Consider the following 15,915-nt stretch of genomic DNA (forward strand, 5'->3'; position numbering starts at 1 on the left):
GGCACTTGTTTCTGCACACACTGAGCTGTGTTTTGCGCTTAGCCGTCAGAGAGTTGCAGAGAAATGCGATAGCGTCCACGGTTGCGACAGAAACCGGAACGGGACGGGGGGCGGCGTCGGTCGTGCAAGGACCGTCCATCAGGCGGCACTTGACCGGGCCGGCGTCCGGTCACGGCATGTATGCGGCGCGCAAGGGATGGACGCAATTATTTGCATGGCGCTGCAAGCCGGACGAAAGTCCCTGTTCCCGGGCCCCTCCACGGCACGGCGAAGAGCGGGGCCCGCAGGACGCGGACCCCGCTCCCATGGAGCCGGGTGGAGGTCAGAGACCGCCGGTGTACAGGAGCCGGTCGGGCGAGCCCGTGCCCAGACCCGTCAGGACGTCCGGGGTGGCCTCCTCGGCGAGCGCGTCGGCGACCTGCTCCGGCGTCGCGTCGGGGTTCTGCTCCTTGTAGAGGACCGCGGCACCGGCGACGTGCGGGCTGGCCATCGACGTACCGCTCAGTGTCGTGGAACCGCCGCCGAGCTTCGCGGACACGATGTCCACGCCCGGGGCGTACAGCCACACACAGGTGCCCCAGTTGCTGAAGGTCGCCTGCCGGTCCTGGTCGTCGCCGGCCCCCACGGCGAGCACACCGTCGGCGCGGGCCGGGGAGACGTCGCAGGCGTCCTGGTTCTCGTTGCCCGCGGCGACCACGGGCAGGGTGCCCTCCGCCGCGAGCGCGTCGAACGCGTCGTCGACGGCCGAGGACGCGGGTCCGCCGAGGGAGGCGTTGACGACCGCCGGCTGCTCGGCGTTCTGGGCGATCCAGTCGAGCCCGGCGATGATCCCGGCCCAGGTGCCCGAGCCCTCGCAGTTGAGCACCCGCACCGGCACGAGCGAGGCGGCGGGGGCCACTCCGTACGTGGAGCCGGCGACGGTCCCGGCCACGTGCGTGCCGTGGCCGTTGCAGTCCTCACCGTTGCGGCCGTCGCCGATCGCGTCGTAGCCGGCGCCCACCCGGCCGCCCAGCTCGCTGTGGGCGGACTCGATGCCGGTGTCCAGGATGTACGCGGTCACCCCCTGGCCCGTGCCGTCCACGTCGTATGCGCCGTCCAGCGGCAGGTTCCGCTGGTCGATGCGGTCCTGCCCCCAGCTCCCGGCCACGGCCCGCTTCGTGCCCGCCGTCGTGGCGGCGGGCGGCGAGACGGACGCCTCGCTGTTCTCCTCGACCGCTTGGACGCCTGCCGCGCCGCGCACCTCCTGGAGCTGAGCGGCCGTCAGCGAGGCCGCGAAGCCGTGCAGGACCTTGCTGTACGTGAAGAGGGTGCTGACCCCCAGCTGTTCGGCCATGGCGGCCGGCTTCTGCTCGGGCGAGAGGGTGACGATGTACTGACCGGGCACGGCCCGGGTCGACTTCTCGACCGGTACGAGGACCTCGCCGGTGTCCGCCGTGGCCGTGGTGGTGCCGATCAGAGGGGCGATCAGCAGTAGAGCGGCTGGTGCCCAGCGGGCGCGCAGGCGCATGCGTTCTCCCTTGGGGTGGAGGAGCGGATCGCGGACCCGTCAGGCCCGCGACGTGCGAACACCTGACCTTTCGTCCACATCCCCGGCGAGCCTGAGCCGCGTCAGCCGGACAGCGCAACGATCGGCGCCGGGGCAGGCCCATTCGGCCCATCGGGTGAAAGGTTTCAACTCCTCCCTGCGAGCGAAGATAGACCTGCCCCGCAAGGCCGTCAATGCCACGTACAGCAGGCTTGCAACCCCCGTTCCAGGATGGGGGCGATCACGTGAGAACTCTTGACAGGGTCCGGTCAGAACCCTAGCTTCACGGAACTGAAACGATTCATCATCGCCTCGTTACGGAGCCGCGTTGTGATCAGCAGAAGACGACTGCTCAGCACCACCGCCGCCACCGCCGCGCTCGCCGCCGTGTCCTCGCCCGCCACCGCGGCGGCCGGATCGGCGGGGGCGGCCGCCGGGCGGGCCCGCGTCACCGGGCCGACCGTCGAGTACGTGCGCCGTCCGCTGGGCCTGGACACGCCACGTCCCCGGCTGAGCTGGCCCGTCGCGTCGGACACCCCCGGCATGGTCCAGACCGCCTACCAGGTGCGTGTGGCCACCGCCCCCGAGCGCCTCGGCGCACCCGACGTGTGGGACAGCGGCCGGGTCGGCTCCTCGCAGTCCGTACTGGTTCCGTACGGAGGGCCGCCGCAGACGTCCCGTACCCGCTACTTCTGGTCCGTGCGGATCTGGGACGCGGACGGCCGGGCCTCCGCGTGGAGCGAGCCGTCCTGGTGGGAGACCGGTCTGCTGGACGCCTCCGACTGGTCGGCCGGGTGGATCGCCGCACCGGCCGCGCTGACCGGCGCACCCGTTCTGGACGACGCCTCCTGGATCTGGTTCCCCGAGGGGGACCCCACCGTCGAGGCGCCCGCCGCCACGCGGTGGTTCCGCGGCCGGGTGGAGGTTCCGGAGGGTGTCACCCGCGCCCGTCTGGTCATGAGCGCCGACGACGGTTTCACCGCCCTGGTGAACGGTGTGCGGGTGGCGCACACGGAGGCCGACGGCCCGGCCGAGAACTGGAAGCGCCCCGTCCTGGTGGATGTGTCGGACCGGCTGACCGCCGGTACCCAGGTGATCGCCGTATCGGCGACGAACGCCGTCAGCGGACCCGCCGGGCTGCTCGGGGCGCTGGAGCTGACGACCGCGGACGGGACGACCACGGTGGTCACCGACGCGGGCTGGCGGGCCACCGACGAGGAACCGCCGGAGGACTGGCACTCCGTCACCTACGACGACTCCGCCTGGCCCGCCGCGAAGGTCCTCGCCCGCTGGGGCTCCGGGCCGTGGGGCAGGGTGGAGGTGGCGCACTCCCCCGCCACCCAGCTGCGCCGGGAGTTCCGGCTGGGCCGCAAACGCGTCGCACGGGCCCGGCTCTACTCGACGGCTCTCGGCCTGTACGAGGTGTCGCTCAACGGCGAGCGCGTCGGTGAGGACCGCCTCGCCCCCGGCTGGACGGACTACCACCAGCGGGTCCAGTACCAGACGTACGACGTGACCGGGCTGCTGACGAAGGGCGGCAACGCGCTGGGGATCACCCTCGCGGCCGGCTGGTACGCGGGGAACATCGCCTGGTTCGGCCCTCACCAGTACGGCGAACGTCCCGCCGCACTGGCCCAGTTGGAGATCACCTACGCCGACGGGTCGACCGAGCGCGTGGTGTCGGGCAGTGACTGGCTGACCGCCGCGGGTCCCGTCACCGGCGCCGACCTCATGGCGGGCGAGGAGTACGACGCCCGGCTGGAGACCGACGGGTGGACGCGCGCCGGCTTCGACGCGGCCGGCTGGCACCCCGCCGACCGGGTGGACGGGGTCACGGCGGCCCTGGTCGCCGAGGTGGACGGCGCCTGCCGGGTGGAGCGCGAACTGACGGCGCGTGAGGTGACGGAGCCGAAGCCCGGAGTCTTCGTGTTCGACCTCGGCCAGAACATGGTGGGCACCCCCCGCCTCACCGTGTCGGGACCGGCCGGTACGACGGTGCGGCTGCGGCACGCCGAGGTGCTGAACCCGGACGGCACGATCTACACCGCCAACCTGCGCACCGCCCGCGCCACGGACACGTACACGCTCAAGGGCGGCGGGCGGGAGACCTACGAGCCGCGCTTCACGTTCCACGGCTTCCGCTACGTCGAGGTGACGGGCTATCCCGGCACGCCGGGCCGTGACGCGGTCGTGGGCCGGGTCATCCACACCTCGGCGCCCTTCACCATGGACTTCACCACCGACGTCCCCATGCTCGACCAGCTCCACAGCAACATCACCTGGGGGCAGCGCGGGAACTTCCTGTCCATCCCGACGGACACCCCGGCCCGCGACGAACGGCTGGGCTGGACCGGCGACATCAACGTGTTCGCGCCCACCGCCGCGTACACGATGGAGTCGGCCCGCTTCCTCACCAAGTGGCTCCACGACCTGCGCGACGCCCAGACCCCGGACGGCGCCTTCACCCATGTCGCCCCGGACCTCCCGAACGTCGGCAACGGCGCGGCCGGCTGGGGGGACGCCGGGGTGACCGTGCCGTGGGCGCTGTACCAGGCGTACGGCGACGTACGGGTGCTGGAGCAGTCCTGGACCCCGATGACCGACTGGCTGACGTATCTGGAGGCGCACAGCAACGGGCTGCTGCGCCCGGCCGACGGGTTCGGCGACTGGCTCAACATCGAGGACGAGACGCCCAAGGACGTCATCGCCACGGCCTACTTCGCCCACAGCGCGGATCTCGTGGCGCGGACGGCCGAGGTGCTGGACAAGGACCCCGCTCCGTACCGGACGCTCTTCGGCCGGGTGCGCGACGCGTTCCGCGCGGCGTACGTCTCGGACGGCGGGCGGGTGAAGGGCGACACGCAGACGGCCTATGTGCTGGCGCTGTCCATGGATCTGCTGGCGGAGGGGGACCGCGCGCCGGCGGCGGACCGGCTGGTCGCGCTCATCGAGGCGAAGGACTGGCATCTGTCGACGGGGTTCCTCGGCACCCCGCGGCTCCTGCCCGTGCTCACGGACACCGGCCACACGGATGTCGCCTACCGGTTGCTCACCCAGCGCACCTTCCCGAGCTGGGGGTACCAGATCGACCGGGGCGCCACGACGATGTGGGAGCGCTGGGACTCGATCCGGCCGGACGGCAGCTTCCAGGACGCCGGGATGAACTCCTTCAACCACTACGCCTACGGCTCGGTGGGCGAGTGGATGTACGCGAACATCGCGGGCATCGCCCCCGGCGCGCCCGGCTTCCGGAAGATCCTCGTACGACCGCGGCCGGGCGGCGCGGTGACCCGGGCCGGAGGCCGGTTCGATTCACGGTACGGGCCGGTCGCCACGAGCTGGCGGAAGGACGCGGACGGCTTCGCCCTGAGCGTTGTCCTGCCGCCGAACACGACCGCCGAGGTGTGGGTGCCGGGCGGCGACGAACGGAGCGCCGGCCGGGGCGACGCGGACTTCCTCCGGCTGGACGAGGGGTGTGCGGTGTTCTCGGCGGGATCGGGCACGCACCGGTTCACGGCCTCCGGCTGAACCGTCCGGTGCCCCGTGGGACGGGCCGTCCCACGGGGCACACCGCGCTACGCGGCGCCCTGCCGGAAGGGCGTGCTCCCGGACGCGACGCGGAGCACGGCGACGCCCCGCGGGGGCAGGACGAGACCGTCGGCCCCGGACGAGGGACCGGTGAGGATCTCTCCGTCCACCGTGCCGAACGCCACGGGCTCGTCCGTACGGTTGACGAGGAACCAGTACGCGTGGGAGCCGTCGGTCCGTACGGTCAGCTCGGCCCTCCCCCGCGCCGCGGCGGGGAGCTCGGAGGTCACGCCGGCGCCGGACAGCAGGGAGCGCAGCACCTCGGGCAACCCGTGGCGGCCCAGCCGGGTGGAGACGTAGGCCGCGGACCCGCCGCCGGCCGGGGCGCGCCGGGTGAGGGCGGGGCGTCCGGTCTGGTCCCCGCTCGCATAGCGGGCGAGCACCGTGACCTCGGGGTCGGTCACGTCGATCCGGTCGGTCCACAGGGTGCCGGTCAGCCCGTTGTCGAGCTGTACGTCCTCGTCCTCCAGCAGGGGGCCGAACTCCTCGATGCGGATGCCCAGCAGATCGCGCAGCGCGCCCGGGTAGCCGCCGAGGTGCACGTGGTCGTTCTCGTCGACGACGCCCGAGTAGTAGGTGGTGGCGAGGTGGCCGCCGCCGCGCACATAGGCGTCCAGCCGGCCGGCCAGGGCCCGCGGGACGACGTGGAGGAGGGGGGCCGCGACGAAGTCGTAGCCGGTGAGGTCGGTCGCGGTCGTGACGACGTCCACCCGGACACCCAGGGCGAGGAAGGCGGAGTACCAGTCGAGCGCCTCCTGCCGGTAGCGCATCAGGGAGGAGGGCTGGGAGTCGCGTTCGACGGCCCACCAGGACTCCCAGTCGTACACCAGCGCCGCGCGGGCGGGCTGCCGTACGGAGCCGGTCACCGGGGTGAGGGTCTCCAGGGTCCGGCCGAGGGCGCTGACCGCGCGGAACAGCTCGCTGTCCGGGCCGGCGTGGGGCACCATCGCGGAGTGGTGCTTCTCGGCGCCGGCGGCGGACTGGCGCCACTGGAAGAAGCAGACCGCGTCGGCTCCGTGGGCGACGTGAACCAGGGAGTCGCGGGCGAGTTCGCCCTCGCGCTTGGCGACGTTGACGGGCTGCCAGTTCACCGCGCTCGTCGAGTGTTCCATCAGGAACCAGGGCGCGCCCCGGGCGATGGAGTGGGTGAGGGAGGCCGAGAAGGACAGCTCGTCCAGGCGCTGCGGCCCGGGGTGGGCGTAGTGGTCGTTGGAGACGAAGTCGATCTCCGCGGCCCAGTCGGGGTAGTTCATGCCCTGCGTGCCGCTCATCACCATGAAGTTGGTGGTGGCCGGGATACCGGGGGTGATGCGGCGCAGGATCTCGCGTTCGGCGCGGAGGTAGTCCTTCAGCGCGTCGGAGGAGAAGCGCTTGAAGTCGAGCTGCTGGGTCGGGTTGGCGTGGCTCGCGGCCAGGCGAGGCGGCTGGATCTGCGCCCAGTCCCCGTAGTGCTGCGACCAGAAGGAGGTGGCCCAGGCCCGGTTGAGCTCCTCCAGGGTGCTGTAGCGGGCGCGCAGCCAGTCCCGGAAGGCCTGGGCGGCGTCGTCGGAGTAGTCGTAGATGTTGTGGCAGCCGAGCTCGTTGGAGATGTGCCAGGCGACCACGGCGGGGTGGTCCGCGTAACGGGTGGCCATGGCCTCCACCAGCCGCAGGGCGTGTCTGCGGAAGACGGGCGAGGTGGGCCGCCAGTGCTGTCGCGCGCCCTGGGAGAGGGTCTCGCCGGTGCGGGTGACCGGCAGGATCTCCGGGTGCAGGGTGGTGAGCCAGGGGGGCGGCGAGGCGGTGGCGGTGGCGAGGTCCACCGCGATGCCGCCGGCGTGGAGCAGGTCGAGCACCTCGTCCAGCCACTCGAAGTCCCACCGGTTTTCGGCCGGCTGGAGGCGCGCCCAGGAGAAGATGGCGACGGAGACGACGGTGACCCCGGCCTCGCGCATCAGCCGGACGTCTTCCTTCCACACCTCGCGCGGCCACTGCTCCGGGTTGTAGTCGGCCCCGTAGGCGAAGCGCGCGGGGCGGTCGTCGGAGGGCGGGCGCAGCCAGTGGCGCTCGGAGGCGGGGGTCATGATGATCCTTTCGGATACGGGGTGCGAGTGCGGCAGGGGGCGGCCGCCCGTCGGCGGGCGGCCGCCCCCTGCTGGTTCAGCGGCTGGAGGTCACTTGTTGACGTTGAAGCCCTGGTCGTTGCCGTAGGCGACGGAGGCCTTCTGCCATTCCTTCAGGCCGTCGGCCAGCGTGGTGTCGGAGACGTACGCCTTGCCCACGGAGTCGTTGAAGATGGAGTTCGCGTACACCTGGAACGGCAGGTAGGACCAGTCCTCCGGTACCTGGCTGGCGGACCGGGCGAAGATCTCGTTCGCCTTCTGGCCGCCGAAGTACGGGAAGGTGGTGTCGAGGAACGACGGGGAGGACAGGTCGGCCGTGGTCGCCGGGAAGGCGCCGCCCTTCAGGCGGGCCTGGACGCCGTCGGAGTGGTTGGCGTACTCGTTGAACGCGTACGCCAGGTCCTTGCTCTTGCCGTCCTTCATCACGGCGAGGGCGCTGCCGCCGTTCTCCGAGCTGACCTCGCCGCCCTTCTCCCACTGCGGGAGCGCCGCGGCACGCCAGTCACCCGAGGCCGACTCGACGCCGGAGACGAAGTTGGCGGGCATCCACGCGCCGGTGGCGAGGGTGGCGATGGTGCCGTCCGCCAGGCCCTTGTACCACTCGTCGCTCCAGTTGGTGACGGGGGCCAGGAGCTTCTCGTCGATGAGCTTCTGCCAGACCTTGGTGTAGGCGAGGACACCCTTGTCGGCGGTGAGGTCGACCGTCACGTCGGTGTCGCGGTTCTTGAACGGGGTGCCGCCGGCCTGCCAGATCATGCTGGTGGTGAACCCGGCGTCGCCGGTGTCGTTGGCTATGTAGGCCTTGGGGTCCGCAGCGTGCAGGGCGCGGGCCGCCTCGAGGTATTCGTCCCAGGTGGTGGGGACGGCGATCTGGTGCTTGTCCAGCACCTTCTTGTTGTAGAAGAGCGCCATCGGGCCGGAGTCCATGGGCAGCGCGTACACGGCGTCGTCGACGGCGACCGCGTTCCACGGGCCCGGCGAGTAGTCGGCCTTGAACTCTCCCGCGCCGTAGCGGCTGAGGTCCTCGAGGGACTTGCCGAGGGCGAACTGTCCGACGGCGTAGTACTCCACCTGCGCGACGTCCGGCACCCCGGACCCGGCCTGGACGGCGTTCTGCAGGGCGGTGTACTGGTCGTTGCCGGTACCGGCGTTGACCAGCTTCACCTTGACCTTCGGGTACTCCTTCTCGAAGTCGCTGACCACCTGCTTCAGCGTCGGTTCCCACGCCCACACCGTGATGGAACCGCCCTCCTTGAGGGCCGCCCGGAGGTCACCTCCGGACACCGTCTTGTCCGATGACCCGGCGTCGCCGTCGGAGGATCCGCAGGCGGTGAGGCTCAGCGCGGCCGCGCACAGCAGGCCGACGCCACGCATCGCGCGTCTGGTCATGGTTCTCATAATTGCTTCACTCCGTTGTGGTGAGGATGGTGCGGGAACCGTCGGGCGGCCGCACGGGGGTGCGTGGCCGGCGAGGGGTGGGACACCGCGCCGGAGGGGGGCCGTGGATGACCGGTCCCGGGGCGCGGAGTTGGGGTGGCGGCCGGTGCGGCCGGGGAGGGGGTCATCCCTTGACGCTGCCCGCCGCCAGGCCGGACTGCCAGTAGCGCTGGAGCAGCAGGAAGGCGATGACGAGCGGCACGATGGTCAGCAGGGAACCCGTGATGACGAGGTTGAAGACCGGCTGGCCGCCCGCGGTGGACGCCTGTTCGTTCCAGGCGTTCAGCCCCAGGGTCAGCGGGTACCAGTCCGGGTTCTTGATCATGATCAGCGGCAGGAAGTAGTTGTTCCACGTCTGGACCATGGTGAAGAGCAGGACCGTGACGATGCCGGGGCCCAGCAGCGGGAGCGCGACGCGGAAGAACGTCCGCAGCTCGCCGGAGCCGTCCATCCGGGCCGCTTCGAGGAGTTCGGTGGGGACGGCCTCGGCGGCGAACACCCACATGAGGTAGAGCCCGAACGGTGAGATCAGCGAGGGGATGATGACGGCCCACGGCGTGTTGGTGAGCCCCATCTTGCTGAACATGAGGAAGGTGGGGACCGCCAGCGCGGTGGCGGGCACGGCCACGGCGCCGATGACGACGGCGAAGACGGCGCGCTTCCCGGTGAAGTCGAACTTGGCCAGCCCGTAGCCGCCGAGGACGGCGAGGAAGGTGGCTCCGCCGGCGCCGGCGACCACGTACAGCAGGGTGTTGAGGAACCAGCGGACGAAGATGCCGTCGTCGTAGGTGAGCGTCTGGGAGATGTTGTCCCAGAGGGCGAAGTCACCGCTGAACCAGAGGCCGAAGGAGCCGAAGAGCCCCTTCTGCGTCTTGGTGGCGTTGATGACGAGCCAGGCCAGCGGCATCAGCGCGTAGAGCGCGGTCACGCCCATGAGCACCGTGAGCAGCACGCTGCGACGGGGCTTGTCCGGCGAGCGGCGTGCGCGCGAGCCGCGCCGGGGCGCGGGGGCGCGGTGGGTGGTACGCCGGGGTGTCTGCTCGGCGGTGAAGGAGGGGGCGCTCATCGTTCACGCCTCCTTTCGCATGCCGCGCAGCTGGACCGCGTAGGCGATGATCATCGTGACGACTCCCATGACGAGGGAGACCGTCGCCGCGTAGTTCTGCTGGCGTCCGGAGAAGGACAGCGTGTAGGTGTAGAAGTTGGGCGTGAAGTAGGTCGTGATCGCGTTGGGCGCCAGCTTCTGCAGGATGCTGGGCTCGTTGAACAGCTGGAAGCTGCCGATCACCGAGAAGATCGTCGCGATCACCAGCGCACCGCGGATCGCGGGGATCTTGACCGCGGTGATGATCCGCCACTGTCCCGCTCCGTCGATCTCGGCGGCCTCGTAGAGGGACTTGGGGACGACCCGCAGCGCCGAGTAGAAGATCAGCATGTTGTAGCCGATGAATTCCCAGGTGACGATGTTGCCGATGCTCGCCAGCACCAGGGACGGGGAGAGCGGGTCGGGCAGCGACACGCCGAAGGCGTCGTTGAAGTTGCCCACCAGCCCGAAGCGGGTGCCGTAGATGAAGCCCCACATCAGGGTGGCGACGACGGCCGGCACGGCGTACGGCAGGAAGACCGCGATCCGGAAGAAGCTCTTCCCGTAGATCCTGCCGCTGTCCAGGGCCAGGGCCACGAGCAGGGCGAGGCCGAGCATGACGGGCACCTGCACCACGAGGAAGAGCGCCACCCGGCCCACGGCCGCCCAGAACTGCTCGTCCTCGAAGGCCCGCTGGAAGTTGTCCAGGCCGACGAAGGACGTGCCGCCCACCAACTGGTCCCGGAAGAAGCTCAGATACAGGGAGTAGATGATCGGCGCGAGGAACACCAGGGCGAACACGGCCATGAAGGGCCCTACGAAGACCCAGCCGACCTGCCCGCGCCGTCCTCTCCGGACACGCCGGCCGCGGGACCCTCCGGCTGGTGGGCGGCGTCCGGTCGTGATCGGCGTAACGGCCGTCATGGGTACTCCTGTTGGTCCGGCGTTGTGCAGGCCCCGGCCGGATGGAGACACCGGACATCGTGGAGGCGCTGTGCTTGAGGGGGCCGAAGTCCACGCGAACATCCGTGAAGATGTTTACGTAAACATTTATCGGTGAAGTGATGTCTACACGTCTCTCACGTCATGGTCAAGGCTCGGTTTCCCTGCTGTGCCGACCAGTTGGGACGCGACAGGCCCGCCGGCTCCCCCGAGCGGCGGCGCCCTGGTGTGCCCGTGTGTCGGAGCCGGGCGTCCGGAGTGGTAGAAATGCCCTTGGTCCGCCCCTCGGTCCGCAGGCGCATACGAGCCACACGCGCAGCAGAGACAGGGCGGTTCCCGCTCGGAAGACCCCCACATCACGCGCGGCCCGCCCGGCCCCGCGGCCGGACCGGCACGCCCAGACGGCGAGAGGCTCACACGACCACGACGGAGGCGGACGCAGTGCAGGGAAAGGAACAGGCCATGGACCGGCCACCTCGCAAGGAGGCTTCGATGGCCGACGTCGCGCGCCTGGCCGGTGTCTCCTCGCAGACCGTCTCCCGGGTCTCCAACGGGAGCACGGTGGTGTCCGAGGAGACCCGCGACCGCGTCCTGAGCGCCATGAAGGAGCTGAACTACCGCCCCAACAGCGCCGCCCGCGCCCTGAAGAGCGGGAAGTTCCGCACGCTGGGCGTCGTCCTGTTCACCCTGGCCACGACGGGCAACGTCCGTACGCTGGAGGCCATTTCCGCCTCGGCCGCGGACGAGGGGTACGCGATCACCCTGCTGCCCGTCGCGACGCCCACCAGCACGGGGGTCAGGGGCGCGGTGACCATGCTCGGCGAGCAGGTCGTGGACGGCATCATCGTGATCATGGAAGTCCGCCTTCTGGACGCCGCCATCTCGCTGCCGCCGCACACCCATGTGGTGGTGGCCGACTCCGACGCCGGCGACCGCTACAGCGTCGTGGACACCGATCAGTCCGGGGGCGCCCGGGCCGCCGTTCGCCACCTCCTGGACCTCGGACACCGCACCGTGGCGCACGTCGCCGGCCCCGCGGAGTCGTACGCCGCCCAGCGTCGCGCGCACGCCTGGCGGCAGACCCTGGAGGAGGCGGGACGCCCGGTCCCGACTCCGGTGGACGGCGACTGGTCGGCAGCCTCGGGGTACGAGGCGGGTCTCGTCCTGGCGGCGGACCCGTCCTGCACCGCGGTCTTCGCGGCCAACGACCAGATGGCGCTGGGCGTCCTGCGCGCCCTTCAGGAACGCGGCAGACGCGTCCCGGAGGACGTCAGCGTCGTCGGCTTCGACGACATCGCCGACTCCGCGTCGTTCCTCCCGCCCCTGACCACCGTCCACCAGGACTTCGCCGAGATCGGCCGTCGGTGCGTGGACGGGGTCCTGCGGCAGATCCGCGACGAGACGACGGAGCGCGGCACCACCCTGGTCCCGACCCACCTGGTCGTCCGCGCGAGCACGGGCCCGCCGCCGAGGGGATGACTGCACGCCGGTCGCGCTCGGCCCGGCCGGTCAGCCAGCAGGGATCCCGAGGAGTTCCGGCTTCGTGGCCAGTGCGGCGAACCGACCCGCCGGGTCCGCGACCAGCCGCCGGGCCGTCAGGTCGAGGATGCCGCCCACCCCGGTGATCTCCGCGGCCACGGTGCCGTCCTCCTTGAGGATCCGCTGGCGGATCTCGAAGGTCTTCCCCTCGCCGTGGAAGAGCTCGCAGCTGACGCGGACCCTGTCACCGCCCCGCAGTTCCCGCAGGTACTTCACCGTCACCTCCAGCTGCACCGGCCCGATCCCCTCGGCGAGCAGCTTCTCCTGGGCCAGTCCGGCCTCCCGCAGCAGCTCCCATCGGGCGTGCTCGGCGTACTGGAGGTAGACCGCCTGGTTGAGGTGGCCCTGGGTGTCGAGCTCGTATCCGCGCACCGTGACATCGACGAAGAAGGTCATGCACAGCGGAACACACGCGCACCCCTCCCCCATTCCTCTCCGTCACGAGGGGTCACACGGGTGCGCGGCCCCTTTACGGACCTGTCATGTCCCGCTAACTTCCTGGATGCAAGAGATTGCAGAAAGGTTCTGACGGAGATTTCCGTCAGAAGCACTGCTCGCCCGAACCCCGAGGCGCGTCCGGGTTCTCCGGCGGGATCATGGCAGCCGCTCGCGGAGCGGCTGTGCTGTCGGCAGTCGCGGTCCACCCGCCCGCGGCCCTCCCCTGGAGCACACGCATGAGACGTACCCCTGTCCGGCTGCTCGGACGACCGGCCGCCACGGCCGTCGCCGCGGTGGTGATGCTGGGACTCCTGACCCCGGCGCCCGGCCCGTCCGGAGCGGAGTCGGCCCTGCCGGCCGCCGCCTCGGAGTCCACCGCCACCGTCTTCTACTACACGAAGACCAGGAACTGGTCCGCCTACCGGCTGCACTACGCACCCGACGGCGGCTCCTGGACCACCGTCCCCGGTGTGGCCATGGAGGCCGCGTGCACGGACTGGGTGAAGCAGACCGTCGACCTGGGCGGCGCGTCCGGCCTCGCCGCCACGTTCAACGACGGATCCGGCGTCTGGGACAACAACGCCGGCAAGAACTACGCCCTGGGCACCGGCGCGGTCACCGTCAAGGACGGCGTCGTGGCCCACAGCGACCCCTGCGCGGACAGCGGAACGGAGCCCGAGGAGGGAGGCCGTACGGCCTCGGTCTACTACTCGACCGCCACGGTCGGCTGGACGACCACCAATCTGCACTACCAGCCGGCGGGCGGAGCCTGGACCACCGTGCCCGGCGTGGGCATGGAACCGGCCTGCACCGGCTGGGTCAGGAAGACGGTGGACCTCGGCACCGCCGCCTCCATGCTGGCCACCTTCAACAACGGCAACGGGGTCTGGGACAACAACAACGGCGGCAACTACACGGTTCCCGCCGGCCTCACCACCGTGAAGGACAAGAAGGTCACCGCCGGCGCGGCGGACCCCTGCGCCGCCGAGGCGCCGGACACCCGGGCGCCCACCGCCCCCTCGAAGGTGTCGGCGAGCGCGGACGGGGTGTCCGTGGTGCTGACCTGGGACCCGTCCACCGACGACCGCGGCGTGACGAAGTACCAGGTGACGCGGACGGGCGGGACGAAGGGCACCGCGGTGACGGACGTCGGCTCCACGGTGTACTCCGACACCGGGCTGGAGGCGAGGACGGCCTACAGCTACACCGTCAGGGCCGTCGACGCCGCGGGGAACGTCTCGGCGGCGTCCGCCGCGGCGACCGCGACCACCGGGGAGAAGCCGACGGCCCCGGCCTCCGGGAAACCGCTCGGCACCGACCCCCGCAAGGACCCCGTCTACTTCGTCCTCACCGCCCGCTTCAACGACGGCGACACCACGAACGACAGGGGCGGCAGCCAGCACGAGAAGTCGGGCAACGCGGCCAACGGCGACCCCATGTTCCGGGGCGACTTCAAGGGCCTGGTCGACAAGCTCGACTACATCAAGGGCCTCGGCATGTCGGCCGTCTGGATCACCCCGGTCGTCCTGAACCGCTCCGACTACGACTACCACGGTTACCACGGCTACGACTTCTACCAGGTCGACTCCCGGCTGGAGTCCGCCGGGGCCTCGTACCAGGACCTCATCGACGCCGCCCACGCCAAGGGCATGAAGATCTACCAGGACGTCGTCTACAACCACTCCTCGCGCTGGGGCGCCAAGGGCCTGTTCACCCCGAAGGCGTACGGGGTCCGCGACACCCAGTGGAGCTGGTACTACGACGAGAGGAACGACGGCTTCGAGTACGACGGCCTCAGCGTCGAGCCGAAGTCCGGGAAGTCGTACTACAACGGCGACCTGTGGTCCACGGCCGAGCCCTCGGGCAACACCTGCGTCAACTGGGGCACACCCACCGGGGCCACCTCACCGGAGGGCTACAGGATCTACAACTGCCAGTGGCCCAGCCCCACTTCGGGCATGTTCCCGAAGGCGTACTACCACAACTGCTGGATCGGCAACTGGGAGGGCGAGGACTCCCGGAGCTGCTGGCTGCACGACGACCTCGCCGACTTCAACACCGAGAGCACGCCCGTGCAGAACTACCTGATCGGCGCCTACAACAAGTACATCGACATGGGCGTCGACGGCTTCCGTGTCGACACCGCCGTGCACATCCCCCGCACCACCTGGAACCGGCGCTTCCTGCCGGCCATCCAGGAACGCGTCACCCAGCAGTTCGGCACCGAGGCCGCGAAGAACTTCTTCGTCTTCGGTGAGGTCGCCGCCTTCGTCAACGACAAGTGGAACCGCGGTTCCGTCAACCACTCCGCCCAGTTCTACACCTGGAAGGAGCGCAAGGAATACAGCGCGGACGACGAGAAGGCCGCTCTGGAGATGTACGACTACGAGCAGCAGCAGGGCACCGGATCGCAGCCGACCTCCACCAACGCGTTCCTGGAAGGCAACACGTACCACGCGCCGGACCACAGCCGGTTCTCCGGGATGAACGTCATCGACATGCGGATGCACATGAACTTCGGCGACGCGAACAACGCCTTCAGCAACGGCAAGGACTCCGACGACAGTTACAACGACGCCACCTACAACGTCGTGTACGTCGACAGCCACGACTACGGACCCAACAAGAGCAGCGAACGGTACGCCGGCGGCACGGACGCCTGGGCGGAGAACATGTCGCTGATGTGGACCTTCCGGGGCATCCCCACGCTGTACTACGGCTCAGAGATCGAGTTCCAGGCCGGCAAGAAGATCGACTGCGGGCCCACCTGCCCGCTGGCGACGACCGGCCGGGCGTACTACGGCGCCCATCTCGCGGGCGACGTCGTGGCGTCGGACTTCGGCACGGTCGCGTCGGCGTCCGGCGCGGTCGCCGACACCCTGGCGAAGCCGCTGGTCAAGCATGTGCAGCGGCTGAACCAGATCCGCCGTGCGGTGCCCGCGCTGCAGATGGGGCAGTACTCCACGGAGGGCATCACCGGTTCGATGGCGTACAAGCGCCGCTACACCGACACGGCGAGCGGCACGGACAGCTTCGCGCTGGTGACGGTCTCGGGCGGCGCCACGTACACGGGCATCCCCAACGGCACGTACAAGGACGCCGTCACGGGTGACACCCAGGTGGTGACGGGCGGGACGCTCGCCGTCGCCGCGCCGGGCAAGGGCAACCTGCGGGTGTACGTCCTCGACCTCGGCGGCAGGAACGCGGCGCCGGGGAAGATCGGTGCGGCGGGTCCCTACCTGAAGTGAGCCACCGTGTGA

The 15,915-nt window shown here is 70.4% G+C and carries 9 protein-coding genes; 3 read left to right on the forward strand and 6 right to left on the reverse strand.

Going from position 1 to position 15,915, the window contains the following annotated elements; translation table 11 throughout:
• Positions 1 to 322: 322 nt before the first annotated feature.
• Positions 323 to 1,507 (reverse strand): S8 family peptidase, encoded by a 1,185-nt coding sequence (locus JKV81_RS07205; RefSeq protein WP_129260626.1) that lies wholly within the window; start codon positions 1,505 to 1,507, stop codon positions 323 to 325.
• A 348-nt stretch (positions 1,508 to 1,855) separates the two neighbouring features.
• Here JKV81_RS07205 and JKV81_RS07210 point away from each other — a divergent pair, with 348 nt between their 5' ends.
• Positions 1,856 to 5,053, forward strand: a complete 3,198-nt coding sequence (locus JKV81_RS07210) for an alpha-L-rhamnosidase (RefSeq protein WP_129260627.1) — start codon at positions 1,856 to 1,858, stop codon at positions 5,051 to 5,053.
• 47 nt (positions 5,054 to 5,100) lie between these two features.
• Here JKV81_RS07210 and JKV81_RS07215 read toward each other — a convergent pair whose 3' ends face one another.
• The 4 genes from JKV81_RS07215 to JKV81_RS07230 form a co-directional block, all read right to left on the reverse strand.
• The gene (locus JKV81_RS07215; RefSeq protein WP_129260628.1) at positions 5,101 to 7,176 is read right to left on the reverse strand and encodes a beta-galactosidase; all 2,076 of its coding nucleotides are present in this window, start codon (positions 7,174 to 7,176) and stop codon (positions 5,101 to 5,103) included.
• Between the two features lie 90 nt (positions 7,177 to 7,266).
• Positions 7,267 to 8,613 (reverse strand): ABC transporter substrate-binding protein, encoded by a 1,347-nt coding sequence (locus JKV81_RS07220; protein ID WP_129260629.1) that lies wholly within the window; start codon positions 8,611 to 8,613, stop codon positions 7,267 to 7,269.
• A 163-nt stretch (positions 8,614 to 8,776) separates the two neighbouring features.
• A complete protein-coding gene (locus tag JKV81_RS07225) occupies positions 8,777 to 9,718 on the reverse strand; it encodes a carbohydrate ABC transporter permease (RefSeq protein ID WP_099171563.1) in 942 nt (313 codons plus the stop codon).
• 3 nt (positions 9,719 to 9,721) lie between these two features.
• Complete coding sequence (locus JKV81_RS07230) at positions 9,722 to 10,660, reverse strand: carbohydrate ABC transporter permease (RefSeq protein WP_236055618.1); 939 nt, start codon at positions 10,658 to 10,660, stop codon at positions 9,722 to 9,724.
• 510 nt (positions 10,661 to 11,170) lie between these two features.
• Between JKV81_RS07230 and JKV81_RS07235 the strand changes: the two genes are divergently transcribed.
• Positions 11,171 to 12,157: a LacI family DNA-binding transcriptional regulator gene (locus JKV81_RS07235; RefSeq protein WP_129260630.1), complete on the forward strand. Its 987-nt coding sequence runs from the start codon at positions 11,171 to 11,173 to the stop codon at positions 12,155 to 12,157.
• 30 nt (positions 12,158 to 12,187) lie between these two features.
• Here the strand turns inward: JKV81_RS07235 and JKV81_RS07240 are convergent, their stop codons facing one another.
• Positions 12,188 to 12,613, reverse strand: coding sequence for an acyl-CoA thioesterase (locus JKV81_RS07240; RefSeq protein WP_129260631.1), 426 nt, complete (start codon positions 12,611 to 12,613; stop codon positions 12,188 to 12,190).
• A gap of 278 nt (positions 12,614 to 12,891) precedes the next feature.
• Here JKV81_RS07240 and JKV81_RS07245 point away from each other — a divergent pair, with 278 nt between their 5' ends.
• Positions 12,892 to 15,903 (forward strand): carbohydrate binding domain-containing protein, encoded by a 3,012-nt coding sequence (locus JKV81_RS07245; RefSeq protein WP_129260632.1) that lies wholly within the window; start codon positions 12,892 to 12,894, stop codon positions 15,901 to 15,903.
• The last annotated feature ends 12 nt before the right edge of the window (positions 15,904 to 15,915 follow it).

It is taken from the genome of Streptomyces silvae (assembly GCF_016745505.1).
In the GTDB taxonomy this organism is placed as follows: Bacteria; Actinomycetota; Actinomycetes; order Streptomycetales; family Streptomycetaceae; genus Streptomyces; species Streptomyces silvae.

Coding starts and splice junctions, on each gene's coding strand:
- JKV81_RS07205 (WP_129260626.1), bottom strand. CDS start 1,507: ATGCGCCTGCGCGCCCGCTGGGCACCAGCCGCTCTACTGCTGATCGCC.
- JKV81_RS07215 (WP_129260628.1), bottom strand. CDS start 7,176: ATGACCCCCGCCTCCGAGCGCCACTGGCTGCGCCCGCCCTCCGACGAC.
- JKV81_RS07220 (WP_129260629.1), bottom strand. CDS start 8,613: ATGAGAACCATGACCAGACGCGCGATGCGTGGCGTCGGCCTGCTGTGC.
- JKV81_RS07225 (WP_099171563.1), bottom strand. CDS start 9,718: ATGAGCGCCCCCTCCTTCACCGCCGAGCAGACACCCCGGCGTACCACC.
- JKV81_RS07230 (WP_236055618.1), bottom strand. CDS start 10,660: ATGACGGCCGTTACGCCGATCACGACCGGACGCCGCCCACCAGCCGGA.
- JKV81_RS07235 (WP_129260630.1), top strand. CDS start 11,171: ATGGCCGACGTCGCGCGCCTGGCCGGTGTCTCCTCGCAGACCGTCTCC.
- JKV81_RS07240 (WP_129260631.1), bottom strand. CDS start 12,613: ATGACCTTCTTCGTCGATGTCACGGTGCGCGGATACGAGCTCGACACC.
- JKV81_RS07245 (WP_129260632.1), top strand. CDS start 12,892: ATGAGACGTACCCCTGTCCGGCTGCTCGGACGACCGGCCGCCACGGCC.